The sequence below is a fragment of the Variovorax sp. WDL1 genome (assembly GCF_001541225.1).
GTDB lineage: Bacteria > Pseudomonadota > Gammaproteobacteria > Burkholderiales > Burkholderiaceae_C > Variovorax.
In genome coordinates, this window is sequence record NZ_LMTS01000087.1 from 44,743 (window position 1) to 69,114 (window position 24,372).

The 24,372-nt window shown below is 62.4% G+C and carries 27 protein-coding genes; 13 read left to right on the forward strand and 14 right to left on the reverse strand.

From position 1 onward, the window contains the following. Positions 1–131 precede the first annotated feature (131 nt). Together APY03_RS12530 and APY03_RS12535 are read left to right on the forward strand one after the other, a co-directional pair. Entirely contained in the window at positions 132–1,874 is a 1,743-nt protein-coding gene (locus APY03_RS12530; protein WP_068677291.1) for a M30 family zinc metallopeptidase, read from the forward strand. A 109-nt stretch (positions 1,875–1,983) separates the two neighbouring features. Further along, positions 1,984–2,271 (forward strand): hypothetical protein, encoded by a 288-nt coding sequence (locus tag APY03_RS12535; RefSeq protein WP_146039497.1) that lies wholly within the window; start codon positions 1,984–1,986, stop codon positions 2,269–2,271. A gap of 57 nt (positions 2,272–2,328) precedes the next feature. Here the strand turns inward: APY03_RS12535 and APY03_RS12540 are convergent, their stop codons facing one another. The 8 genes from APY03_RS12540 to APY03_RS12575 form a co-directional block, all read right to left on the reverse strand. Next, a complete protein-coding gene (locus APY03_RS12540; RefSeq protein WP_068677295.1) occupies positions 2,329–2,547 on the reverse strand; it encodes a hypothetical protein in 219 nt (72 codons plus the stop codon). Between the two features lie 54 nt (positions 2,548–2,601). After that, positions 2,602–2,952, reverse strand: a complete 351-nt coding sequence (locus APY03_RS12545) for a hypothetical protein (RefSeq protein WP_068677297.1) — start codon at positions 2,950–2,952, stop codon at positions 2,602–2,604. Between the two features lie 139 nt (positions 2,953–3,091). Then, the gene (gene argC, locus APY03_RS12550; protein WP_068677299.1) at positions 3,092–4,018 is read right to left on the reverse strand and encodes an N-acetyl-gamma-glutamyl-phosphate reductase; all 927 of its coding nucleotides are present in this window, start codon (positions 4,016–4,018) and stop codon (positions 3,092–3,094) included. Continuing rightward, on the reverse strand, positions 4,011–4,664 hold the full coding sequence (locus APY03_RS12555; RefSeq protein ID WP_068677301.1) for a phosphopantothenoylcysteine decarboxylase: 654 nt from the start codon (positions 4,662–4,664) through the stop codon (positions 4,011–4,013). The genes argC and APY03_RS12555 overlap by 8 nt, the downstream gene beginning before the upstream one ends. Positions 4,665–4,828: 164 nt before the next feature. Then, entirely contained in the window at positions 4,829–6,076 is a 1,248-nt protein-coding gene (locus APY03_RS12560) for a cation:proton antiporter (RefSeq protein ID WP_068677303.1), read from the reverse strand. A gap of 133 nt (positions 6,077–6,209) precedes the next feature. Continuing rightward, positions 6,210–6,701 (reverse strand): hypothetical protein, encoded by a 492-nt coding sequence (locus APY03_RS12565; RefSeq protein ID WP_068677305.1) that lies wholly within the window; start codon positions 6,699–6,701, stop codon positions 6,210–6,212. Between the two features lie 199 nt (positions 6,702–6,900). Beyond that, positions 6,901–7,509, reverse strand: a complete 609-nt coding sequence (locus tag APY03_RS12570) for a hypothetical protein (RefSeq protein WP_146039499.1) — start codon at positions 7,507–7,509, stop codon at positions 6,901–6,903. A 50-nt stretch (positions 7,510–7,559) separates the two neighbouring features. Further along, a complete protein-coding gene (locus APY03_RS12575) occupies positions 7,560–9,299 on the reverse strand; it encodes a phosphoadenosine phosphosulfate reductase domain-containing protein (protein ID WP_162487204.1) in 1,740 nt (579 codons plus the stop codon). 272 nt (positions 9,300–9,571) lie between these two features. Here APY03_RS12575 and APY03_RS12580 point away from each other — a divergent pair, with 272 nt between their 5' ends. Next, a complete protein-coding gene (locus tag APY03_RS12580) occupies positions 9,572–10,231 on the forward strand; it encodes an HD domain-containing protein (RefSeq protein ID WP_068677311.1) in 660 nt (219 codons plus the stop codon). A gap of 112 nt (positions 10,232–10,343) precedes the next feature. On the opposite strand, the gene APY03_RS12585 is transcribed toward APY03_RS12580, so the two are convergent. After that, the gene (locus APY03_RS12585) at positions 10,344–10,889 is read right to left on the reverse strand and encodes a hypothetical protein (protein WP_146039500.1); all 546 of its coding nucleotides are present in this window, start codon (positions 10,887–10,889) and stop codon (positions 10,344–10,346) included. Positions 10,890–11,189: 300 nt separating this feature from the next. Between APY03_RS12585 and APY03_RS12590 the strand changes: the two genes are divergently transcribed. Continuing rightward, positions 11,190–11,774, forward strand: a complete 585-nt coding sequence (locus tag APY03_RS12590) for a hypothetical protein (RefSeq protein ID WP_146039501.1) — start codon at positions 11,190–11,192, stop codon at positions 11,772–11,774. A 45-nt stretch (positions 11,775–11,819) separates the two neighbouring features. Here the strand turns inward: APY03_RS12590 and APY03_RS12595 are convergent, their stop codons facing one another. Then, positions 11,820–12,152, reverse strand: coding sequence for a hypothetical protein (locus tag APY03_RS12595; protein WP_068677317.1), 333 nt, complete (start codon positions 12,150–12,152; stop codon positions 11,820–11,822). An 11-nt stretch (positions 12,153–12,163) separates the two neighbouring features. Then, entirely contained in the window at positions 12,164–12,679 is a 516-nt protein-coding gene (locus APY03_RS12600; protein ID WP_102905919.1) for a hypothetical protein, read from the reverse strand. 223 nt (positions 12,680–12,902) lie between these two features. Between APY03_RS12600 and APY03_RS41405 the strand changes: the two genes are divergently transcribed. The 5 genes from APY03_RS41405 (at position 12,903) to APY03_RS12620 (ending at position 16,938) form a co-directional block, all read left to right on the forward strand. Beyond that, positions 12,903–13,334 (forward strand): hypothetical protein, encoded by a 432-nt coding sequence (locus tag APY03_RS41405; RefSeq protein ID WP_146039502.1) that lies wholly within the window; start codon positions 12,903–12,905, stop codon positions 13,332–13,334. Between the two features lie 147 nt (positions 13,335–13,481). Continuing rightward, positions 13,482–13,865, forward strand: coding sequence for a hypothetical protein (locus APY03_RS12605; protein ID WP_068677320.1), 384 nt, complete (start codon positions 13,482–13,484; stop codon positions 13,863–13,865). 162 nt (positions 13,866–14,027) lie between these two features. Beyond that, positions 14,028–14,852, forward strand: a complete 825-nt coding sequence (locus tag APY03_RS12610; RefSeq protein WP_068677322.1) for an AAA family ATPase — start codon at positions 14,028–14,030, stop codon at positions 14,850–14,852. Positions 14,853–15,377: 525 nt separating this feature from the next. Further along, positions 15,378–15,716, forward strand: coding sequence for a hypothetical protein (locus APY03_RS12615; RefSeq protein WP_068677323.1), 339 nt, complete (start codon positions 15,378–15,380; stop codon positions 15,714–15,716). Between the two features lie 115 nt (positions 15,717–15,831). Next, complete coding sequence (locus APY03_RS12620) at positions 15,832–16,938, forward strand: hypothetical protein (protein ID WP_068677326.1); 1,107 nt, start codon at positions 15,832–15,834, stop codon at positions 16,936–16,938. A gap of 500 nt (positions 16,939–17,438) precedes the next feature. Here APY03_RS12620 and APY03_RS12625 read toward each other — a convergent pair whose 3' ends face one another. Both APY03_RS12625 and APY03_RS12630 read right to left on the reverse strand, forming a co-directional pair. Continuing rightward, positions 17,439–17,828, reverse strand: a complete 390-nt coding sequence (locus APY03_RS12625; protein ID WP_068677328.1) for a thiol-disulfide oxidoreductase DCC family protein — start codon at positions 17,826–17,828, stop codon at positions 17,439–17,441. Next, on the reverse strand, positions 17,825–18,355 hold the full coding sequence (locus APY03_RS12630; RefSeq protein WP_068677329.1) for a DUF4166 domain-containing protein: 531 nt from the start codon (positions 18,353–18,355) through the stop codon (positions 17,825–17,827). The genes APY03_RS12625 and APY03_RS12630 overlap by 4 nt, the downstream gene beginning before the upstream one ends. 167 nt (positions 18,356–18,522) lie before the next feature. Here APY03_RS12630 and APY03_RS12635 point away from each other — a divergent pair, with 167 nt between their 5' ends. Then, positions 18,523–19,275, forward strand: coding sequence for a DUF3223 domain-containing protein (locus APY03_RS12635; protein ID WP_068677331.1), 753 nt, complete (start codon positions 18,523–18,525; stop codon positions 19,273–19,275). A 275-nt stretch (positions 19,276–19,550) separates the two neighbouring features. Here APY03_RS12635 and APY03_RS12640 read toward each other — a convergent pair whose 3' ends face one another. Then, positions 19,551–19,955 (reverse strand): DoxX family protein, encoded by a 405-nt coding sequence (locus APY03_RS12640; RefSeq protein WP_068677333.1) that lies wholly within the window; start codon positions 19,953–19,955, stop codon positions 19,551–19,553. Between the two features lie 2,652 nt (positions 19,956–22,607). Between APY03_RS12640 and APY03_RS12655 the strand changes: the two genes are divergently transcribed. From APY03_RS12655 to APY03_RS12665, 3 genes are all read left to right on the forward strand, one after another. After that, the gene (locus tag APY03_RS12655; RefSeq protein ID WP_068677340.1) at positions 22,608–23,063 is read left to right on the forward strand and encodes a hypothetical protein; all 456 of its coding nucleotides are present in this window, start codon (positions 22,608–22,610) and stop codon (positions 23,061–23,063) included. A gap of 136 nt (positions 23,064–23,199) precedes the next feature. After that, positions 23,200–23,715, forward strand: coding sequence for a hypothetical protein (locus tag APY03_RS12660; RefSeq protein WP_068677341.1), 516 nt, complete (start codon positions 23,200–23,202; stop codon positions 23,713–23,715). 76 nt (positions 23,716–23,791) lie between these two features. Further along, positions 23,792–24,202 (forward strand): hypothetical protein, encoded by a 411-nt coding sequence (locus APY03_RS12665; protein WP_068677343.1) that lies wholly within the window; start codon positions 23,792–23,794, stop codon positions 24,200–24,202. Positions 24,203–24,372: the final 170 nt, after the last annotated feature.

Genomic DNA, 24,372 nt, shown 5'->3' on the forward strand with positions numbered 1-24,372 from the left:
CTCGCAGACCTTCCTTTTAGACCCGTACCCCCTTTTCATGGGCGGTTGCTAGACCGCGAAGGAACCACATTTTTTGCGACCTCGCGTCGCCAACGAAAAGCCGGCACAGCCGGAACAAGGAAACAGGACGCATGTACCGTTATCGAACGAAATCTCTCTTGGGCTTCGCCGCCGGCCTGGCTGTTGCCGTTGCACTCACCGCTTGCGGGGGTGGCGGTGGCGGTGGTGGCGGTGGAGGCATGATGGCCTTCCCGGAAACGCCCACGACGCCACCCGTCGTGGAAGCGCCCCAAACGCCCGCGCAACCGACCGACTCGCCGTTAGTCGCTGCTTGCACCGGCTGCGGCGCGGTCGACCAGAACACCTACGGGGGTTCGGGTACCGGCGTCTGGCAGGCTTCGAACACCTCCACGATTCCTGTCGACATTCCGGTGTCCATCAAAGGCCTGAACGGTCAATTGGTGACGCTGGTGTTCACTAACGAATCCGCTGAAGCGGTGCCGATGCCGGCGCTGCAAATCTACAACCTCGGCGGCAAGACCCAGCTTCTGAGCAAGTCGGTCATCGGCGACGTCGAGCCGAACAAGGTGGACGTCGCAGCGAAGGCTGAAATCAGCGAGTTCAATCGCGCTGGCTTCGGAAAGCTGCTCGGCGGCAAGGCATCCAAGTCGATGTATGCAGCCAAGCTGACTGCGCCGACGGCGCCTTCGCAGGCTTCTGGCTATGCGGTTGGCCAACAGCGGACCGTGTACCTCAACGACCGCTCGCAGCGCACCGTCAGGCTGGCAGACCAGAAGATGACCGGCGACGGCACGATGGTGAACGTCTGGGTCGAAGCTTCGGAGCTGGCCCCGGCACGCGTCTCTGACGCGCTCGTGACCCGCATGCGGGACACGTTCGCAGGCACCGGCGGCATCTACGACATGTTGGTGAAGGTCGGTGGCCCTCTTTGGGGCCCGCACGCTGAATCCTTCCTCCTGGATGGCACGGCACAGCCGATTGACATCTTCTTCGTGAACTTCGACCAGAACAACCAGGCCTACGGCCTCGGCGGCTACTTCTGGGCGCTGAACAACTTCAAGAAGGACGGCGACCCGCAACTGGCGATGAGCAACGAGTCCCTGAGCTTGTACATGGACACGGAAACGATGTACCTGGACGGCGAGCGTGGTCTCAAGCAAATCGTGACAGCCCTGGCGCACGAAGGCATGCACATGCAGAACTTCTACCGCCGCGGCGTCCAGATGGGCGTTGAATTCACGTTCGACATCTGGCTCGAAGAAATGTCTGCGCTGATGATGGAGGACTGGGCCAGCTTCAAGCTGGACGAGGCTCACAACGCAATTCGTGACGTGCGCTTCCCCTCCTACCTGAACTACCGCGGTGTCGGCAGCTACAACTGCAGCCTGCTGAACTGGACGCCGATGGCAGCAACCTGCGAAAGCTACGCGGTCTCCGGCTCGTTCGGTGGCTTCCTGAATCGCCAGTTTGGCCTCGGCTTCTTCAAGTCGGTGCTGAACAGCACGGGCATCGAGGACTCTGCGGACATCCTGGACGCCGCCATCAAGGCTCAGCGTGCTGGCTCGGGCATTGGCAAAGAACTGCGTCGCTTCTCGGCCGCCTCGGCTGGTCTGGTGCCGGTGAGCTCGGGCGTGCCTGAGTACACGATGCCCGCTCGTAGCGAAGAAGGCTTCAACCTGGTGGACATTGACCCAGCCTTCTTTGGTGAAGTCGAGCGTGGTTTGCCGTCTGCGGTTCCAGCACAGCTGGAGTCCCTGGCGAGCTTCCCTGTCACCCGCTACCACGCGACCGGGACGTACAACGAGACGATTCGCGTCCCGCGAGGCACGACGCTGACGGTCATCGTCAACTAAGACCCTCGACGGTCTGATTTCAAAGCTGCTCCTACACCAAGGAGCAGCTTTTTTCTGCCCCATACTAGGACCGCCAATGCTCAAAAATCCCCGTTTCGCTCTTGCTTCCATGCTTCTGAGTACGCTTGCGCTGTCGGCCTGCGCGGCACCGTCGGTCGGCCAGCACATCGAACTCACCGGAAAACTCGTTTTGCGGGGAACGGCCGAGTTCAACACGCCGGCTGTCGTCACCAAGGATGCAGGCGTTTGGGCGCTCGAGGGCCTTTCGCCCGAAGAGGCAGCCCGCCGGCAGAACACTCGAGTCCGCGTGCACGGCACGGTGACCCGTGCAAGGGAGGCAAAGGCCGTGGGGCCGCGCCTTCGGGTCGACTCGCTCGAGACCCTGAAGCCTGATTGATTCCAAAACAAAGGGGACCGCGATGCGGTCCCCTTTAATCATGAGCTGGGCTGGTCGTTAACCGAGGCCGTAAGCGTCCTGCGGCGAGACTACGCGGGCGTAGCGGGCGTCCCGGCCGAGTGTTCCGTCCTCCCAGGCTTCGTCGGTACTCGGGATGCGCGGCTCGCGCATCTTCGTGTCGTAGTCGAAATAGGTGCCTGCGACGTCGAGGCCTAAGGCCTTCGCGCGCGGAGAGAGCGCGCCTTGATTGTCGGCAGCGGTTTGACTTGCTGGCATCGTGTTCCTTCGGTAGTTGCTTGGAGTATGTGGAGCGCCGGCCCTCCGGTCGGCCTAGGCAGCCAGCGTGAACTGGGTCTTGCCGGTTGCCAGCAGCTCGTCGCCAAAGTTGCGAACAGCGTAGTCGGGGTACCACCAGACGTCGCCGTGTACGCGTCGCGAGCCGTCGTCGAGGTATTCGACATCTGTTGCCAGCATGGGGGCATCTGTAAGGGCGGCGACATCCTCGGGGTTGATGCGGTCGAAGTGCCCGTTGGGTGACCAACCGGTTGCTTCCAAGAGCCAGGAGAGCAGCGTCACGTCGTCGCCACCGTGGGTTTCGAGCAGGTCTGCTACCAGTTCCTTGTCGTCGTCCGACTCGAGGATGAACTGGAGATTGCCGCCAGGGGTGCGAAGATATTTCAAGGGGTTCCTTCAGTTGATGACCTGAAGGGTGTAGCTAGCGAAGGGATGCTGTAGCTAAACACAAGAACCCCCACTGTGGCGAGCCCCATTAGTTTGCGAGCTATTCGACCGAACCAGCCTCCACGAAGGTGCCAGGCCTTCAGCTTCGGCGGCCGTTGGTCCCGGCGAAAGGGAGGCTGCTTCCAAGCATTAGGAGTACGTTGTTCAAGGCGGCGCCGGCAGCACCTTTGCCGAGGTTGTCAAATGCGGCCGATAGCACCAAGCACGAACTATCGACGCTCGGATGAACCGAAACGAAAACACCATCTTCGTCGTTCGTTCCCGTGCAGCGGGCATCTAAGTGGCGCGTATCCGTGTCCACGTCGACGTGGACACGCGTCAGCCTGTAGGCGCCTTGCAGCCGCTCTACGACCTCTTCAAGGCGCAGCCCCAGGGCTGTCAGGTGCAGCGGCACCTGCACCAAGGTTCCTCGGGCATACCCTGCCACGGCTGGCATGAAAACTGGCGTGCTCTTGAGCTGCGCGAACCGCACGATTTCCGGGACGTGCCGGTGGTTGAGGTCGAGCCCGTACAGTCGGTACCCGAACGGGTCCGCCGCGAAGGCTTCAATCATCTTCTTGCCACCAGACGTATACCCGCCCACGGCGGTGACGCTGACGGGGTAATCGGCGTCTGCCAGCTCCTTGGCGAACGGTCGAAGCAGCAAAATCGCCCCCGTCGCGTAGCAGCCCGGGTTGGCCACACGGTCGGCATGTCGGATGGCGCCAGGCTGGTCCTTGGAGAGCTCTGGCAGGCCGTATACCCAGCCCTCGGCGGTTCGGTGAGCTGGACTGGCGTCAAGGATGCGCAGCCCCTTCGGGGCGGAAGCGACTGCGGCGCGCGCGGCTGCTTCGGGCAGGCACAACACCGCTACCGACGCCCGCTCGAGGACTGCCTGTCTCTCGTCGGCCGGCGTTTTGCTGCCAAGGGGAGTGACCTCGATGTCATCCCGGCCGGCGAGGCGTGCCATAAGCGTGAGCCCTACGGTCCCGGATGCGCCGTCTACAGCGACGAGCGGCTTAGCCATGTTTGAGGCCCAGCAGAACGAGGTCAGCCAGGTGCCCGAGCGCCGATTCTCGGTTGTCGCCTGCGTAAAGCGGCCAAGGCTCGCCGGCGGGCTCCGCCAGGAAGGGAATGACCATGTTGTATCGCGTCACAACGTCGTTGGCGAACACAAGTGGCAGCCCATGCTGCTGCGCCATCACAGCAGCACGCTGCACCTGCACCTCCGGAGCCTGCCCCGCGGTCGTCTTGAACCCAACTGCCAACACGTCCGGGCGCAGCTCTTTGACGAGGCCCAAGACCTTTGAGGTTGGCCGCAATTTCATCACGAGCCCGCCCTCCGGGACCTTTCTGGTTTGGAGGCGCTCGGCGTACTTGCCAGACTTCACGTCACCAATCTGGCCGTTCATGTCGCAGAGCGCAACGTTGAACACGATTGCCTGTGTCTCCGGTAGCGCGAGGACCCGGCGGAGCTCTGCCTCGACGTCGTCGTTGGTATCCATCGAACTGTCAGGGTCCGCCATGCCCGTGAGGTGGAGCTCGCAGGAGGCGCCTTTGCCTCTAAGGAGTTCGGCAAGCTTCCTGGCCGTTCCGCCCTTCGCCGGCGCACATAGCGCCATGTGGCTGCGGACATGCATGATGGTTCCGCCGCCGAAGATGTGGATAGTCATGTATGGTGTTAGGGGAAGCGGCAGGGTGTTAAAAAAGGGTCCCTTTGGAAAGAACCCACGCGTAGGCCACGGCTTAGCCATTATAGCATTGATGTTTTAGGCTCGCACCGTTTTAGAGTCGACCTAAACAAGAACGACGCCCGAGCCATCGCTTCGCTTGCTGACTACTCGCCGGAGCAGGAGCGCCCTAGCCGCTTGACGAGCGGCCCGAGGGTCGTCGCCTGGACCAGCAGGCTGAAGACCACGACGATGTAGGTCACGCCTATGATGAGGTCGCGGCCTTCGAACACCGGCAGAGAGAGGGCCAACGCAATCGAAATGCCGCCCCGCAGACCACCCCAGGTCATCACCTTGGCTGCGTGAGGGCTCATGGCGTGAAAGCCCCTCAGCGCCGACAAAGGTGCAGCAACGCTGAGGAATCGCGCCGTGAGAACGACCGGGATGGCGGCGAGGCCCAGGTAGACCACATTTGCCTTGAGCGACACCGCAATCATCTGGAGCCCGATGAGCCCGAAAAGCAACAGGTTCAGCAGCTCATCCAACAGGGACCAGAAGTTGAACAGATGCTCACGCGTCTTTGCAGTCATGCTTTTTGTTGCACCGTGACTGCCAAGCACGAGCCCCATGATGACCACAGCCAGGGGCGCGGAAACATGCAGGAGCTCGGCAAGGCTGTAGCCGGCCGTGGCAACAGCGAGGGTGATGAGGATTTCGACCGGGTAGCTCTCCACGCGGGAGACCATCAAGGAGGCTCCGTATCCCACAGCCACTCCTAGGAGCAGGGCACCGATGACCTCGCGTGCGAGCGTCACTGCAACCTCACCCAACGAGAAATGTGTTGTGCCGGCCGCGAGGCCGAGCAGCGTTACGAACGTCACGACAGCTGTGCCGTCGTTGAAGAGAGCCTCGCCCGCGATTTTTGACTCCAGTGCCGGCGGCGCACCAGCGCTCTTCAACACGCTCAACACAGCAATCGGGTCAGTCGGAGAGATGAGGGCACCGAACACGAGGCACCACAACAAGCTGATGGGGCTACCGAACAGGCTTGCGACCAAGTAAAGGCCGAACCCGACTACGGCCGTGGAGATGACGACTCCGACCGTCGCCAGTAGAAAGACGGGAGCCCTGTGGGCACGCAGGCGCGAGACGTCGACGTGAAGCGCCCCTGCAAACAAAAGCAAGGAGAGCAAGCCGTGGAAGACTACCTCTGAGAAGTCAATCTGGGTCACCAGCTTCTGAGCCTGAGCCACCATCTCAGGGTGGCCCGTCCCAAGAATGGACAGGCCAAGGCAAAGCATCAATCCAACTGCCGTGATGCCCAGAGTGTCGGGCAGCTTCAGGTATCGATGGTTGATGACACCGAAGACGGAGATGACGGTGAAGAGGAGTCCTGCTCCTTGGAAGGCGGTCATGGAAATGGCGCTTGGTCAGAAGGAAGTTTCCACGACCTATAGGGACGAAGCTTTGTGCAACGAGCGTGCGCTGTACGATAAAAAAATCCCGCACAAGGCGGGACGATGAATGAGATTGAAGGGGCGGAGTGCGTCAGCCCGGGACCTTTTTGATGAAGCCAGCTACGTCGAGACGGCTGCGGTCTAACCGGAGCGTCGCGGGAGCTAGAAGCTCGTGCACCAGGCTTAGGGCCATGTCTTCGATTCCGAGGTGGACCGACAAGCTCTCCTGCGAGCAGTTTAGGTAGCTCTCGGCGTGCCAATGGAGCGTCCGGAACGTTTCGCGCATCGTGGCCCGAATTCCGTCGTCGCGCCAAGCGCTGTCATGGGAGCACACGTGGGCCCAGTCCAGCTCGTCATAGCGTGCGATTGGGCGCTTCGTCAGCGCGGCGAAAACCGACATGTAGTTGGCCGGGGCGTGGCATGCGAGGTGCAGGTAGCCACCAACTGTCGGAAGCTCCTTGTCCGTCTGGTAGTTGTTGAAATCCATGCGAATGCTGACTGCATAGGCCTGGTCGGTCCCTTTCGGCAGCAGGTGGTACACGTTTGCGACGATGACGTCGGCGTAGCTGTGGATATCGGGCATATGGCCTTTTGCTGGTTGAGGAACTTTCTCGTGTAGCAACGGGCGCCGGCAACGCCACGCCAAATTGGCAAAAACTTCCAGGGCGTTACCAATTCGAGCGCCGCCACACCGACCGGTTCCGGGGTTTCTTAGGCGGCCCCGGCCACGGGAGCCTTCAGTGGAGTAAAAGCAGCGCACGGGTGTGCGCTGCTTGAGAAAGCTAACAGGAGACCGCCGCGCCAGTCAGGTGACAAACGCGACGCGGCGGCTCATTCCAGGTCAGGTCCAGGGTATCGTGGCTGTCCTTCAGCCAGGCGACATCGAAGAGCCGCATGAGCTTCGGGTTGGATTTCAGATTCAGCGACGAAAATGCCTGCACCCCGTAGTCGCCGAGCGAAGGCTCGTCAAACTGCGAGCATCCCCGCCCTACGACGCCGTGGACGTTCGCGGGGTCGAAAAGGACGGTGGAACCCCTCGAAAGCGGAATCCGGATGCCTGATTCGGGGAACACCAGGTCCCAGGGGTCGGTGTGCTCGAGCCACTGTATACAGAAAAACTCATTCCCGTAGGCCTGCGAGTCCTCGTGGAAAGTGGAGCCTTCGCACGCATTGAGCGTGCCGGCATCGACAAAGTCGGCCTTGCGGATTCCAAACGTGGCGAGCCACGCACGCATGCTTTCCGCAGAGCCCTCGGGCACGATGGTGTCGACGAGCAGCACATCGCCAGGATTCCAGACAGGTCCGTTGACGCGCTCCTCGAGGACCTTGTTGAGCGCCGTCATATCGAGCGGCACGTCGCCGAGGTGGGTCTGGAAGACCTTCTTGCTCACAGCGCGGGCGCGCTTGCCGTGCTTGACGCCACGAGGGCGAGAGATGAAGTTCATGACGGGTTGATTTTAAGTTGGCCTTGCTCGTGTAGGGAGCGGTCGGGGACCGAGGATTTCGCGCCCCGGGCTGCTTCGGAAAGGTGTTCGTCGCGCTTCTCGCGGGAAATGGAGAGCGCCTTTGCCTTGGCCGCGGCGCCCGAACCGCACAGGCCGATGTCCCGCTTCCAGTTGGTTCTGCGCACGACCTCGTCGAGCATGCCCAGGTGCCGCTTGGAGGTCGAGATGAGCCCCAGGCCGGCGTAGTAGAAATAGGAGGCGGTCCCCGCAAGGTCCAGGCGCGTGGACTGCTCAACCTTGTGCTCGGCTTCCCAGGTAAGAAACTCCTCAGCCGCTTCCTCGTCAACGTCAAAGAGTTCCGCCTCGTGGGCGCGCAGGACTTGGCGCCCGTTTTTGAGCGTCGTGTTAGGGGTGCCATCCTGGTGCACCATCTCTCGTACAACGTCCCGCAGCCCTAGAAAGTCCAGGTTCTCGCCGGCTCCCCAGTCCGTGCCCACCCATAGAAAGCGCTCCTTCGGTACGCCGCGGGGCGGGAAGGCGACCAGATTCTCAGGGGGATGGTACCGGCGTCCACGCACATGCACGTCGAGCCAAATCTCCACCGCTGTAAATGGCCGCTCAAACTGGCCCTGCAGGCCCCAACTCGCGTCGATTGCCACCACTGCAGAGGGAGATACCAGCTGGAACCGCGGACTTGAGCCGACGCGGCGCGCTGCCACCCGCTCTTCGGCATCGGCCGTGAGGCAGTAGCGTAGGAGCTCCGCAAGCATGGCCGGCGAGTAGGTGTCCGGCTTGACGACAAGGAACCCGTTCCCATCGGACTGGCGCTGCAGCCAACTTCTGCGGTCGAAGTCGTACTGCGTGTCGACGATGAACCGCTGAATCCGATTCAAGCCACGCAGCCAGGCGTAGCCCGGGTCCGATTCAATCATCGCTTCCAGCGACTTGTCGCGCCCAACGGCCGCGCACAGGGAGCACCCGAACCTCGCTCCGCAGGCGCGTGACTTCTTGACCCCTTCTGTTGCCATGTCGGCCACTACAGCGCACGATGAACCCCCGCCAGCGGCGTAGACCTCGAAGACGTCTCGCGCGTTGGTGAACGCTTCAAGAGCGCCCCTGCGTATATGGCCCAAGGCCTCCCAGACGTCATCAGTAGTCCAGAACGCGATTGGACTGAGGAACAACTGGCCATTCTTCGACCAGGGGCGCGTCGCTGACTCGCCTCGTTCCTCCATCCGGGCAGCTCTGCCCGTCGACTCCTCAAAGCGGGTGCCGAGCAGTGTGACCGCCGCGGCAGCGTGCTTCTTGAATCGGGCGAGCAACTTCTTTCGAAGGCGGGCCATCGGGAGCACCTTGTAGCCGACCGTGCAGTCGCGGGATGCCGCATTGGCGAAGGTGGGCAGCTTGCGCCCGGAGAGGACGGAGACGGCCCAGGAGTCGTTGAGCGACGGTCGTGCGACCTCCGCGACCACGGTGATACCGTGCGCAAGGCCAAATTGCCTGGCCTTTTCCATTTCTCGCATTGCCAGCGCAGAAATTGTTGGGTTCTCAATACCGGTATCCCCGTGGGTAATCAGGATTGGTGGCACATCGCCGCCGGACCGCTTTAGGGCGAGGGCTGCGTTTAAGGCCAGCGCCAAGACCAGCGATGAATCCTTTCCGCTCGAAAAGGCGACCAACACCGCACGGCCTTCCTCCAGCAATCCACGAATCACGAACTCAACGTCTTTGGCCATCAGCTCGACCTGGGATACCTCTCCCTCACGCATGCGGTGCTCGCTCTCAAAAAAGTAATGTTTTAGAAGGGTGATTCGCCTTGCACCTTCTATAAGCTATCAGTTTAAAACGAATATGACTACGATGCATCAGGGGCCCTAAATTTGCACCTGCGGCTGTCGTCAGAAGTTCACGCCTGGCGCGAAGGGCGCCCGAGCTTGGGCACACGTCAGCCGCACGGCGAAGGGTTCGCTAGACGGCGAAGGTAAGAGAACAACTCAGAAAGGTACTCATGTCCGAAACCAACACGCTAGCTGCCGCGAAGGCCCACACCAAGAAGTACGTCTCAATCCTGCGCTCGCGCCTCCTGGGCGCCGGCAAGGTCGACCCCTCCTGGTACCTTGCCGTTGACGCGCTCGAGTGCTCGATTGAGGTCCATGCGGACCAGATTCGAAAAGGCACAGGCGGCCCGTACATCATCCACCCGGTGGAAGCGACGATGTACGTCATGACGCTGCCGGACCTCATCAAGCCCATCGAGACCATCGCGGTGACATTGCTGCATGACGCCATGGAGGACGGGAACCTTCGCTACAACGAATTCGTGAGTCGATTCGGCTCCGAAGTCGCTGATGGCGTCGAAGCCATCAGCAAGGTAGTTGACGGGGTCAAGAAGACGCCGGCGGAGTATCAAGCCGGCCTGGCGAGGTCCCGAACGGCCAGCATCGCGAAGCCGGCAGACCGCGGAAATAACCAGAACACGATGGGCGAGGCCTGGACGCCTGAGAAGCAGCTCAGTTATGTGCAGGAAGCGGAGGAAGAGATTCTTCCCATGATTAAGATTGCTCGGCGCCGCTTCTGCCAGCAAGAGCTGGCGTACGAGAATGCGAAGCTTCTGTTGCGGACGCAGATTTCGATGGTTCGCGCGATGCACAAGCAATACGCCGCCTAAGCTCGGCTGATTTTGATGCCCTGCGACCTTCTGGTTGCAGGGCATTTTCGTCCGGGGCAGCCAAAGAAAAGGACCCGCCTCGTTGAGGGGGTCCTTTCGCAATCAAGGCCTATCAGATTCTGTCGAAGTTCGGTGCCAAATCTCGCCGGATGCCAAACTTCGCAGCTGCGGCGACGTGTTCCGCTGCGGCTTCGATGGCGATGGACGTGCGCTGCGTCATTGCCGCTTTCTCCTTCTCAAGGTGTTCCTTGACAAAGCGGGCACGCGCCGCGGCGTGGCGTTCACGCTGCTCGGCTGAGGGTTCGTAGAGAACCAGGTCGCCGATGGGCTGCTTCTTGTTGGTGAGGCTTCGCGTTGCCAATAGCATGCGCAGCTCGGCGAGCTCCGACGGCCTGTGGGCGAGGTCCAGGTTCGAAACCAGCTCGTCGAGCGTATTGCCCGTTGCGCAGCAGCGGCGGTGGCCGTGGCTATCGGTTGGGATGGTCTCCACGTCTATGTACGCCGCGTAGTCGCACGGCGCCGAGTCGTACATGTGGCAGCTGAACTCGACGGGATGGCCGCCACGGGCCTCGCTGTGAGCCTGGAACATGTAGTGCACTTCCTGGGCGATGTTGAAGACGCGTACCCGGAAAGCGTCCGAAACCGAAATCTTGTTCACCGGGGGATGTTTTTGGAGCTTCATCGTTGCTTTGTGTGAGTAGTTGACCTACCTCCGTGTAGCCACAGCGCGCGCCCGCCTGCCGGGCACAGAACGCGCGCATGCCTAGACGTAGTCCCGTAGCTCTTCCTGTCCGCCGTGCCTTCATCGTACGCGCCCCTGTCGGCGCCTAATCTGTGCGTTCGCCTGCTTGCCGCAGCAATCCTCGCTGCCTCCGGGCTATCCGCGTAAGCCCAGCCCGAGCCTCCCGAGCGCTTCAAGGCCGAGTGCGAGCGGCGACTGGGGCTCGGCGAGGTCATCGTGGATTCGCTGCCCAGCGAGGTCGTCTACGAATTTGGCATGGGCGCTCAGGAGCTCACGCGAAAGGCGCCTCTGGGCGGCGCGGCTCACATCACGTTAGGGCTCACCCAAGCCAACTTTCAGTTGTCGTCGAGCTGGGAAGGTCAAACCTTGGTCGACCGAGCAACCGGACTGGCTTGCGCCAGACCAAAGGTGAAGGTGCAGGTTCAGGTGGGGCCCCAATGTGTGACCGTGGCCAAGGAGTTCCCGAAGGGCACGTGCGCATTCTGGGAGATTGCGGAACACGAGCTTCGCCATGTAAAGGCGAACCAGGCTCACGCGGAGAGGGTAGCTGACGAGCTCAAGGCCGCGCTGAGCCGCTCCTTCGGAAACCGCGTTTTCTACGGAACGCCGGGCGAGCTGCGGGTCGTGTTCACCGAGAACCTCAAAAGCCAGTGGCTGCCGTGGGGCAAGAGCCGGTTCGATGGGGTAAAAGCTGCGCACCGGCAAATCGACTCACTCGCGGAGTACGCACGCAACAACACGATGTGCGATGGAGAGGTGCCCCGGGCGCTCGGGGCTCCGTTCGCGCGCCGGCAGTCGTGACGAAAGCCCTACGGTTTCCGCAACTGGCCGGCGGCGCGGCAGCCGCTAGAGAAGTGCGAACCCTATCGCGGTGTTTATCGCAGTTCTGACGGCCTTCAAGCCGGCGTTGAGCGCGTCCTCAATGATGAGCTGGGTCAGCCCTTCGACTGCGAGAAGGACTGTCTCAAATGAGTTCTTTTGAAACTGAACCAGCTCTTTCGCTCGTTGCTCCGAGATTTTTCCCTCGATGCGAAGCTTGGCGATGGTCGCAAGCCGCTGCGCCAGCACCTTTGACTCGGCCTCGAAGTACTCTCGCACTGCAGGCCACTTTGCCCCTACCGCGCCTTTGAAGCCGCTGACGATGTCAGCTCCAAGCTGGTCGACGTCGATGCCGCTCATTTCGTAGCTCCTTACTTCGCAGGTGTTTTGACGGGCGTGGGGGGCGCGACCGCCTTCGATTCATCTGGATTCTCTGTGCGACGCTTCGCGAGTTCGAAGGTCAAGATTGCCGTGAACTGAGAGTTGAACCCATCCCGGACGAGCGGAATTTCAGCTTTCGAAATGCCGTCCTGGTGCATCTTCTGGAAAAGGTCGTAGTTAGTCTGCAATGTGTCGAGCTGCCGGACTGTCAGGCTGTTCCGGGACGTGGCGTCTGCGCGCACGCGCAAGGAACTGACAGCCACCTTGGTCTCGCCGTAGAACGCCTCGTTGCCCTTGTACGGCAGCGCTTTGTCCCCCGGTCCGGACGTCAGCTTGACCAGGTACGTCTCGGTGCTCTTTTGCAGTGCGGTGACGCCGTCATCGATTTGCTTGTCGTAGGTCCCTACCAGGCGGATGTCTGCACAGCCAGCGAGGACCGACAGCACCAAAGCGATGAACCAGATGCGTGTTGCCTGTGCGTACGCGAGAGGAGAGGATGTTCGCATTGTTTTGCCCCGATTTCTGTGCCGAGCTGACAATACACGCCGCTTTCGCGACGTCAATCCACATTTATGAGGAGGGACGTTGGCGAAGGCGCCGAGGTACACCTGCCCTGGGGGCGAGCCGCCTGTCTTCAAGTTAGCCGCCGGCGCTAAGCCGCCCATTTGGGGTCCTGGGCGGGGCCATCGCTAAACGCGGAAGGTCAACTCAACAGAATAGGACGCTCTCATGCCCGATAGCAAACGTTCCCCCATCGACGCCACCACGACGGGCTTCCAGGCCCTCCCTCGCGGCACAAAACTCGTGAAGGGAGCTGACGGGGTTGGAGTGCAGCTTCCGCTTCCCGCAGAATCGGCTCGCCTCAGCGCTTTGCCACTTGCCCGAACCCTGGCAAGGTTGGGCGTGCCCGTCGCTGACCCGGAGGTTGACAAGCGCGTGAAGGATATCTCGCGGTTCGTGTCGAGCTTTGGCGCGGGCGTAGTTCGGTACGCTCTCCTTGGCTCCTCAATGAGCCGGTTCGTCTCCTCATCCCCGAATTTCGAGGGAATTCCTCGATTCGGCGGCGAAGGAACCGCGACCGGTCGGATTTCCTCCCACCGCGCTCGACAAGCCAGCAACTACCCGCAATCAGCCGAAGGTGCGCGCTACTACAAGCGCTGAAAGCCCACACGTCATTCCAGGGCCTCCTGCGTACGCACGGAGGCCCTTTCTTTCGAGGAAATGGAACGGGAGGCGAACAACACCGCCGCCCCGGGGCGTCAGAGCTGGGCCAAATGAAGCGCTAAAGGAGCCTTGCTATAGGCGCCCATGAAAGCCCCAACCACCTTTGCCGTCAGCCGGGCCTCGAGCTTCGACGTCTTCTACCGATACGAAGATGTCCGCTATGCGCCATCGCTCGACGAGTTCGATAACCCAATCGGGGAAGGTCGAGTGGACATCCTCTGTCGAGAGTTCCGGGTGACCAAGCAAACTGCGAAGGGCGTCTGGCTAGATGTTCACGGCGCGCCGAAGTTCGTTCGGCTGTCTGCCAACAAGCGGTACGCCTGCCCGACCAAGGAAGAGGCCGCGGCATCCCTCATTGCTCGCAAGCGGGCGCAGGTCCGCATCTACGAAGGCCGCGCCATGGCGGCACGGAAAGCGCTCGACCTGGCCGAGATGCTGCTTGCGACGCCGGACCCGGCTGCTGACTAGCTCGACTGCAGGCCGCGGCGGATTCTTACCCCTGGCTGCGCGCGAGGGCGCATCTTCAAGGGCCGCCGCGTTGGTCGTTGCATGCGGGCGCGCCGCCGCACCGGGCCTGTGCGGCCAGGCCCCGATTGCTAGACCAAGCAGGCAAACTCTGAAAACCGAGACATGTACACATCTATTTCGTTCACCGGCCTCAAAAGGTCCCCGCTGTTCGGCTACGCGGCCCAGCTTCCATTTTTTGCTGGACGCAAGAAGCTTGACTTCAAGCCGGGCCTGAACATTCTTTTCGGCCCCAACGGTTGCGGCAAGAGCACAGTCCTGCGCATCCTCAGCGACACGATGTGCGCCACACAAGGTGGGGTATCCGCCATCACAGAGGAGTCGCTTCGCTCGACCATCGAGGCACCGTTCCAAAAGGCGGCCGTGGACGGCATCGGGCTCAAGGTGACACACGACGGGCAGCCCGCGGTGTTCGTTGACAGCCGGAAGCAAATTGGCGTCAGTGGGGGCTCCTTCGATGAGGACTTTCTGAGGGAGGGCATCATGTCGAAGCTTTCGGAACGCGAGGCCAGCCACGGCCAGGTGTCGGTCCAGCGCATCAATAGGGCCCTCGCTATCCTGGCGGGGAAAGCCAAGATGCCGACGGATATCGTCCGAAAGGTGGGCGCCGGCAACCTGAACAGTGTCTGGAAGCCCAAGCTGGAATTGATTGAAGGGAGAATGGCCGCGTCCATCGAGCCCGGGCAACCGAGCATTCTGCTCGACGAACCGGAGAGCAACTTCTCGATTGAGTGGCAATCACAGCTGTGGCATGCGTTTGCCCAGGAGCGCTCTACGGCGAGCTTTCAAATCATCGTGGCCACGCATTCGGTTTTTGCGCTGGGCATTTCCGGCGCGAACTACGTTGAATTCACGCCTGGCGCGCTAGCTAAAGCTAAGGACGCACTACTTGCAAAGGCGCGTGGCTTGAGCGCCGAGCCCACTGCTTAACATTCAAACGAACGCCGGCCGAGCCGGCGTTTTCTTCGTTTGCGAGTGATGCGTGGCGGCGCAGCCAGTGGTGTTGCGGGCGTGTTGGGCGCCCTAAAGCGAGGGGCAGGGAGTTGGTTGGTTTCAGGGGCTTGGTTGTTGTAGAGAAGCTAAAAGCTATTGCTAAATTCTAAAACCTTGCTACAATTCGCATCATGGAACTTCAATACCTCCTCTGCGCAGTCGTCGTTACCGGACTTTTCGTGTTCCTGTTCCCGAATACCTTTGGAAACGGCAACGAAGAGTTCGACAAGAGCATCGGCTACTGACCGCCCCGGGGAAGGTTCCCCCTCGACGGCCCCGCCTTTGCGGGGCTTTTTGTCGTCTGGCGCGTGGTTGGTGCGACTGCGTCGGGTCGCCGCTAGCTATACAACGGATGAGCAGCTGTTGCTCATCGGGTCGACGGACTCGTTAACCATCCGCCGGGCTTCGACCACTTCGAGCCCGAGGGGCTCGGATGACGCGGCAAGGCGGACATTCTCGAGAATGGAAAACATGCAGGAACTTGCAAAGGTGTTGGGGTCGATGAACTTCTTCCTTCAGCTCGCGCTGTTGGCAGGCGTCATCTACGCATCGCGCGATGCCATGGAACGCTTGCTCGCTCTGCGTGCCCAAGGGTTCGTGAAGACGGCGCCCGCGGTCGCGCTCATCGCTGGATGGGCATTCGGCGGCTATATGCTGGCCGGCCCGCTCTGCGCATTCGGTGCAGGCCTGGTCACTGCCTTGGGCATCGGGGTGTACGGCAGCGTCAAGCGCGAGCTGAAAGCTCGGGCCGCTCAGCAGCAGTGGCGACCCGCCCAGGACGCGGACATTCACGACAGGTAGCGCTGTCTGATTCGGGGCCCTCATCATGAGGGCCTTTTTTCGGCCCTTGCCCTCCCGCCTCGAGCTAAACCGTCCTTTCTAGACTGTGCAGGACAATCATCAATGGAGATTTGACATGGGCGGAAACGCACTAAATGGCATCCGGCATACGCGGCGCTTCAGCGCCGCTGAGTACCACCCCCTTGTTTCCGACGTGTTGGGCCGGGTGCAAACCATCGTGGGCCCCAACCGGCGCGCTGCAGTCATCCCGGCGTACCGGGCCAAGGAGTCGTTCGGAGACATGGATGTCCTCGTAGAAGTGACGGACGGCTCTGCGTTCGACTTTCGGCATTCCCTTGCCCGCGCATTCGGCATCGACTACCTGGTCAGTGACGGCTCGCCGGTAAACCAGCTTGATGCGCCGGTCGAAGCTGAAGTCGCGGTTCGCACCGTTGCTCAGCTTGCGGCATCGGGCAAGACGTACAGCTTTGCCTTCAACGAGCTTCAGGTCGACATTCTGCCAACGTCGCCGCTGGCGTTTGACACCTCGCTTTCCTACTACGGGTACAACGACTGCGGGAACCTCCTGGGACGGGTCGTGCACTCCTTCGGGATGAAGCTCGGGCACCTGGGCTTGCTCTACCCCTTCAAAAGCGGAACCCACGAATTCACAGAACTGCTGGTGGAACGCGACTGGAGGACCATCCTTCCCGCGTTCGGATGGCAGTACGAAACCTGGGCGGCTGGCTTCGACACGCTCGAGGACATCTTTCGCTTCGTCGCGAGCACTCCGTTCTTCAACCCTGACATCTTTCAGCTGCACAACCGAAACGCTAAGAGCCGGGTGCGCGACAGAAAGCGAACCAGCTACAAGGGTTTCCTTGCCTGGCTCGAAGAGCAGCCCGCTGGGAGCTTGCCCGCCTATCCGTATGAAGCTGCGAAGGACAAGTACCTTCCGATGTTGATGGAGCGGCTGGAGGGGTGCGGCTTTCGCGAGCGCTACGCCGCAACCGCGGCCGAGTTCCGGAACTGGAATGAAGCGCGAGCGCGGTTTTGTGGCGAAGTGGTGCGCGATTGGTCGGGGCTGGACGGGCGAGACCTGGCCGGCTTGATGACCGATGTGCGCACTGCGATGGGGAGCAACCCTGCCGAAGTCCAGGCGTACGTGCTGTCGCACAGCGACGCGCAATTGAAGGAGTTGGTCACCCAATGGTCTCGCCAGCGCTTGAACGCCGCAGTTTGATTCACACCACGAGTGCAGCCCAGCCTGTTGCGCGCGCTCACCCTTCAACGCCGACCATGAACCTGGTCGGCGTTTCCTTTTTCCGAGTTCGGCCCGTAGGCGGACCTGTCCGACGTCGCACACAACTTGCTCGCGCCCCGGAGGGTCCGCGCAGCTCTTGTGGTTCTCACCATGTGTGCGCTTCGTGGTGTCGCCGTTCTCGGGGCAACGCCGTTCTACCATGCCCCCTGGGCGCGATTTCTCGGGCTCATTGCCGGACAGCACTGGGCGTACTGGCCGTCGTCTACGGTTCAGTGTGGCTGCTCTTGCGTGGGCGCGCGTCGGGAGCTTGGCCTTTCCTGGCGGCCGCCCGGTAACCGGCCGGTACCGTAATCATGTTCAGGCCTGTGGTTGCTACGACCTACTAGGAGCTCTGGCTGCTATAGCACTCTCCCCGGCCACTCAGCAGTCACTGCGAGGCGATTGCACGGTTATCCCGAATAGACGCGCGCGGGCGGACGTCAGGTAAGGAATCGCTCGGCGTGGAGCGGTGACGGAACCAGGCAGACCGCGGAGCGGCCAAAGATTCGGTAACGGTTGCGGGCGACAAAGCGGTAGACTGCATCCCGAACCGGTGCAGGCACCAGCCACGCCGCCCACGCGAGCCGCCATGCCCCGCCGACTACGTGAAGCACGCGCAGGATGGCCGCCGTATGCTGCCAAGTCTGCGTCCCGTCCACAAGCAGAAGTGTTTCCAGTCCACTGACCTTCAGCCCGGCTGTCGCCAGCAGGCGCCGCCCGGTCTCGCCTTGTATCGAAGCGAACTGGAACACGGCGTCCTTGTCGTGCTTCAGGAGGAACTGGACCCAACCATTGCACAGGAGGCACTGTGCGTCGAAGACGACAATCACGTCGCCTCCTGGGTGGGAAGCACGAGGTAGCCTCGATACGCGACAACCAGGCCCGCGCCCGGCACAGTGGCGCGCACATGAAAGTTCAGCCTGTTCGCCGTCCCCGTTTCTTCCGCGGTGACGCGCGGCATGAGCCACGTGGGGCAGCGAATGCCTGCAAACCACAGTTGCCGCAGGCGCATGACGAGCTTGCCCTCCACAGCTTCCAGTTGGAACGCCATGCGCGCAGTGCCCAGCTGCTCGACGATGCCTGGCGTGTCGAGTCGCAACGTTGAGCTCATCGCTGAGGCGGGAAACCTCCGCGTCCAGTGCTCGGTTGTCGGCGAGGCGTCCAGGCTGAATACCAGCGACCCGTGATTCTGACGACGCGGTGTACCGAGCATTCGGGCAAGCAGCTTGCCGGCCAGCGTGCTGGGTGCCTCGGTCTCAACGGCGCCGCGCAGCTCGTGGCAGCCCGCGAGCGTATGGAAGAGCCGCACCTCCGGGTCGAGCGTGGTGAAGCTCGGCCCCATCGCGCGTTCATACATAGAGGGTGTTCCTGTCAAGGCGCGGACCCCTGTCGAGCGCCTTGCTCGAAAATCGGTGCGGATGCTGCGGGTGGACGTTTCAGGTGCATGCCGAAGTCTAGCCATCCGGGCTACGGCTAGCAGGGGCGCGATGCCTGCGACAATTCAGCCCTTGACCGGGACAGAGCGTGGCGAAACCGATTCAGCTATCCAACGGCCGAACCTGGCCAACACAGCGGGCAGCCCTAGACCATTTCAAGGCGATGCTGGCGCGCTATTCGGACGACGAACGCGTCGACAACCGGATGGACCATCTCGACTTGGTTGCGCTCCTAGACCGCTTCGACCTTTCGGTTACCGACGACGCTCCGAAGACCGGCGCCGGCGCGCGCTACTTCATGCGCAGGCTCAACGTCGGAGATGGCTACAGCTCTTCAGGCTTCTGGCTCGCCCGCATCGACGCCGAGCCGACTGACTTCAGCTACATCGCTGCCCTCAAGGGAACGCCACGCTCGGACGCGAAGGAGTTCTACGACACCTGCATGGCCACGGTGCGGCCTGTGCTGACCGAAGCAAAGCTTGAGTTTTTCGCTGCCCACGCAGGCTTGGACGGACAGGTGCCCTGCGAGGTGACGGATGAGATGCTCACGCCAGAGCAAGCATTGATTGACCATGCATGGCCAACGTTCGGCCAAATCGTCGGTGCATTCAGAGTCCATCAGGGATGGGCGACCGAGATTCCGGCAACGGCAATCCGCGCGCCTCACGGGGACGAGCGCCAAAGCTCGTTCTCCGACCACGTTGTTGCGCAGGCGTTCTGCGATTTTCATCGCAGCGTCGCGACGCTCCGAGTGATTTCCGCACGGGGTGGTCCGGCGATGGAGGCTGAGAAGCGCAGAACAGTTGTCAAGCGCCCCGTCCCGCTCCCGCCGCGACCGTAGGGTAACCGAGCCGCCGCCTCCTTGAGCAAGCGCCAAACTATGAGCCGTGAAAAAATCGCGCAGAGTTTTCCACCGAACCCGTGCATCACTCTGTGGATAACCGGTGTACTTCGCGCCGAACCCGCATCAGCGCTTGGTTTGAACAGAGTGCCTCCAAATCGAGCGGTCGACGTTCTGGACAACAGCGTGCACTTGACAAGGCTCGAAGTACTGCGCCCAGAAAAAGCTGACGGCGCCCGAAGGCGCCGTTCTTGTTCGGGGCTACGCCCCTGGCGTCATGCCCACCACGCCTTGCGCTGTACGCCGATACGGTACTTGCCAGCGCCGAACACGGCGATGACAACAGCGGTCAGGAAGAAGAAGGCCTGCAGCTCGAGCGACCAGCCGCCCGACTTGCCGAGCGCGAAGAGGTGACTCGTGTGGGCCAGTAGTACGGCGACGACCATGTTGACGGCAATCACAATCGCCGCGGGGCGGGTGAACAGACCCAGGAGCAAAAGCGCGGGAGCGAGCACTTCACCGACGAGGACGAGGTTGGCGAACGCCGCCGGCAGTCCAGCTGCCGACAGCATGCGCTCAATTCCGGCGGTGCCGTTGAGAATCTTTGCGGCACCGTGGAAGAGCATGAGGCCGCCCAGGGTTGCGCGAAGAAGAAGTTTTCCGATGTGGTCTGAGGTCATGGGTAGTCCTTGGGACGTTTGCGGCGGGCGCCGAGATGCGTGGGCCTGGCTCGGGCGAGCAAGTCCTCCTTGTTGCATAGGCACAGGTTTTGTATGCGCGGGTCCGCCGTCCGCCTGCAGCACAGTGCACGAGCGCAACCCGGCCTGAAGCCCAGTGATGAGCAGCACGCTCGCGTATAAACCCGTGAGAGCGGTTGTGTGCAGCGCCGTGAGCGCAGGCGTGCGCACACAACTGTGATGGGGTGGGTACAGGCATCAAAGAGAAAGCGGCCTGCGGGGCTCGGGAAGGCCTCGCTGCGCCCGGTAACGCGATTTCTTAACCCCCTGTTTCCGGGCCCGTTTAATCGATGACTAACAGGCAAAGAAACAGGGGTAGGCGAGGTTCTTCGGGGTACAAGAGCCCCTCATTTCGGCCGAGGCCTCCGTAAGCTACTGATTTCATGGGTGAAATCGTCGCTAGGCGTGAGTCCCTGGGGCGTACCAGACCTTGCTCGGTTTCGGCCTTGCGGCCGGCTAGCCTCTTCGCCTCGATGTCGCCGGACTCGCTTCGCTCCTCCGACGCCATTCGGCTCGAGCCAGCACCTTCGCAGGTCTGGTACGCCCCATCGATTTATTCTCCGAGGTCCCGAAGCTCTTCCCGTTCGTACCCCGTCCCACGGCGGCTCAGGATGGACTTTTCTGCGCCCTGTAGGGGCGCGCGGATGGACGGCGGGAGGGTAGGCGGGGGGGCGGCAGGGAGAGGGGAAGCCCCTAGGCGCCGGATGTACTCACGCCTGCCTGCGCAGGTAGACCCAACTCTCGTATCGCAGGAGGGAGCGGCCTGCCTGCTATCAACGATGAGGCTGCGTCCGGCGTAGAAAGGCTTGGGTCTTCCGGGGCGGCTTAAGCCCCGGGGCGCCGGTAAGGCGCGGCCTTCACCCGCACAGGCGGAGGTTGGTCTCACGCGGGAGCGCGGCGTTTATGTAGCCCTGCGGGCGCCGGAAGGCGTCGCCTTCTTTGCTCACAGGCATACCTTGCTGACAAAGGCTGCTGGCTTTGCTGAGGGGCTACGCGGCTTGCTGAGCTGGTGGTTTACCGGCGCAGGAAGGGTGCATGGACTGCTTCTGCGCAGGTAAGGTTTGTGAGTCATTCCGGCGCAGGTAGGCTTGAACTGCTGGGGCGCCGGATGAAGTCACGGACTGTTTGCGGCGCAGGAAGGCCTGGGGTTTACCGGCGCAGGAAGGGTGCATGGAGTCCTCCGGCGCAGGTGAGGTTTGAGAGTACTGCCGGCGCAGGAAGGGTTTGGTGTGGGGCTCGAACGTAGCCTTGCGCCGCGCAAGCGCGGCGTGAAGTCCCTGGGGCGCAGGCAGAGTCTGGGGCGCCACGCAGGCGTGGCGGTGAGGCCTTAGGGCGCAGGGGCGGAGCGTGCGGGGGACTCGAAAAGCCTGGGCATGCTCCGCAGGTCTGGTACATCCCTCGGTACTGACGGCCGAGGTCCGGAAGCTCATCGCGTCCGTACCCGTCCCACGGCGGCTCAGGATGGACCTTCCTGCTTTCTGCTCCTTGGGGCTTCGCCCTCTGTGCGTTCTGAGCACTCTGCGCATATACGTCTGCGGGCTATTGGGGCGGCGGGTCTTGGCCTGCTATGTGTGCTCCCTTTATGGAATCAAGGAGAGGTGGAGGTCTGGCTATGGTGCGCAACGTAGGTTCGGAGTAGCGGATGAGGGGGTAGGAAGGACTGGGGCTTCCGCTGGACTTAAGCGCTGCGGATGCATGTCGGCATATACAGCTCCCCCACACCGGTGAGCTTCGCTTCCACTTGCCTGCGGCGCGATGAACTCCCTCGCGGGCAGGACTGCCGGCTCCGTTTTTGAAGGCAAGGAGGGGCTGCGCGAAGGCTTGGTCATGCTCCTGGCGGGGCTGGTGCTGCTTGTGAGGAAGGGCGGGGAGGCGGTCGGTCCGACGTTGGATTTGACGCGCGGGGGGAGTTCGAGTTGCCACCGGGAACCGCGGGGCGGCAGGCCTGCGGGGTGGCGCGGGGTGGCGCGGCGTGGCGCGGCGTAGCGCGACTAGGGGAGAACAAGTTCTCTAAAGCGTAAAAGGGTGACGGTTCTTTTCGGCCCCGACCAGGGGCTTGGCTGGAACGCCTGCATGCTGGCGGGGGCACTGGGTGCTGGTAGCAAGGAGGGCCTGCCGGCGCACATACTTCATCCTGCGCAGATAGGGTTTAGGGTTTACGGATGGACCGCCATCTGTTATAATGCAAGAGCCGTAGGCCGTCTTTCAAGAAGTCTAAACAGATAGCCGCCAAGCCCACCGGGGCCTCACCTGACCACTTCTCGAGTCCGGGTACGCGGTCCCCGCGCGTGAGGGGTTTGGTCTCCTTCGCATGCCCTGGCCGACACCCGCCGGGCGCCTCGACTCCCCAGAACTTCCAGCCTCGCGGCAGCCGCATCTGGCCACCCCGACGGTGTCTTCTTCCTCCTTCGGCCCGGCTCGACTCCTGGGCCTGGGGCCTTGCGCTTTCCCGCCAGCGACCCTCGGCGTCATGGAGCCGTGAGGCATAAACACGCGCGCTAGACAGTCTTCGGGTTGGCCGCCACCTGGCCTGGCCACTCGTCCGGTGCAGCGCGCCTGGCGCTGCAAGCCCATCCTTCGAGGACCTGCTGAACCATGACCGCCAATCCGCCTTCCGCTCCCGACAACGCCTGGCCGACGGCCGACCCTGCCGACGCGGACTTCGCTGCGATGCTTGCTGAGTGCCATGCACTGGACCGGGACGAGCCGGATTTCGAGGCTCGGCGCGACGCTCTGACCGAACGCGTTTTCCGCCTGCTGCTTGCCCGAATGGCTGTGCACCGCGAGCTATTTCCCACGCTTTGGGCGCAGGGCTCGCCGCATTCCCGCCACATGGAATGCCTCATCTGCGCCAGCCCGCTGGAGTCGATGCCTGATGACAAGCTGGTCTTCTGGAGCATCTTCGACGGCCGGTTCGAGTGCACCATCGACGACCAGAAGCGGCCGCGCGCCTTCAAGACCGTGAGCATTCCCGAGGCCTACCTGGGCGTCGACGGCGTGCAGGTCATGCGCGCTGACGCTGCCACCTTCAACAGCGGCGCCGCGGCTTGAGCCTCCCGACTGGCCGGAGCTGGACGAGCGTCTGCAGGCCTCGAACTGGTTCCTTGCCACCTGTGAGGCCGGCCAGGCCCTGAGCGGCGAGCAGTCCCTCCGAGCAGCAAAACATCTTCTTCCTTGGACCCTGAGCATGACCTCGCCCACCCACATTCTCGACGACGCCACCGCCGACGCAGGCGAGGCCTCCTCGAACTCTCGCGCTGCGGCAGCCCCGGGGCTCGAGGCTCTGCGGGCATACGCCTTCGCCGGCTTCTTCCTGCCTGAAATCAAGGCGGAGCACGAGCGCCTGAACGAGCAGGCCGCGGCCGTCATCGCACGGCGAACCGTGCTGCGGGACCGGGTTTGGGAGTTGTTGAAAGCCCGGGTCGCGCTCCACCGCGAGCTGTTCCCGACCCTTTGGGCTCAGGATTTCCCGGTGACTGAGCACCTGGCGTACGAGTACTACGAGTGCCCGCCGGACGACTGGTCGAACGACGCGCTGGACCACTGGAGCGTGCGCGCCGGCCGGTTCGAGGCCACGATTGCCGACAAGGACGTGGACGCCAAGTTCAAGCTCCTGAGCATCCCGGAGGTCTACATGGGACCCGACGGCGAGCGTGCGATGCGCGACGACGCCGCGCTTGTGAATGCGCATCTGGATGCCTGACCCAACTGGTCTGCCGCAGAGTCCGCTGGTTTAAGACGGCGCTGCTACACGCCGCGCGAACTCAAAAAGGACCACGATGATTGACGCACGCACAATCGAAGAGCGAATCGCCGAGCTGGCCCACCAGGCGGGGCTGCGCTATGTCGACGCAACTATGCCAGGGGCGCGGGTGGTTCAGATGCCGGGCTTCCTCGTCCGTTTCGGCGGACTGGACGCCCCTGAGTGTGACGGCTTCAAACAGGCTCGATTCGTACGCCTGGTGGCTACGCAGTTCCGCAGGCCCTTCCGCCTGCGACGCGACCGCACCCTCGACTACCCAGCGTACGGCGCCTGCTTTGAGCCGCTGAGCGACAAGAAAATCCTGGCCGAGGTCAAGCGGTGGGCGCTCGCGACTTCCTGGAAAGACAGGCACATCCGCCGGCTCCCGCTGCCCCAGTCCGTCCGGAAAAGCTTGCTCGCAGAGCTCGAGCTGGCACTCCAGGCTTAGCCGTCCGAGCAACAACTCGGCATCTGGCCAAGCGCACCCGCGCGGCGCCGGTCAGGCGCCGAACTCCCTCCGCCCACATTCCCGAGCGCGCGGCCGGCCGCCCACCAGAGCGCCCGCCGCACCTGCAACGCCTTGCCTTCCCGCTCTCCCGTCCTTCACCTGGCCATTGG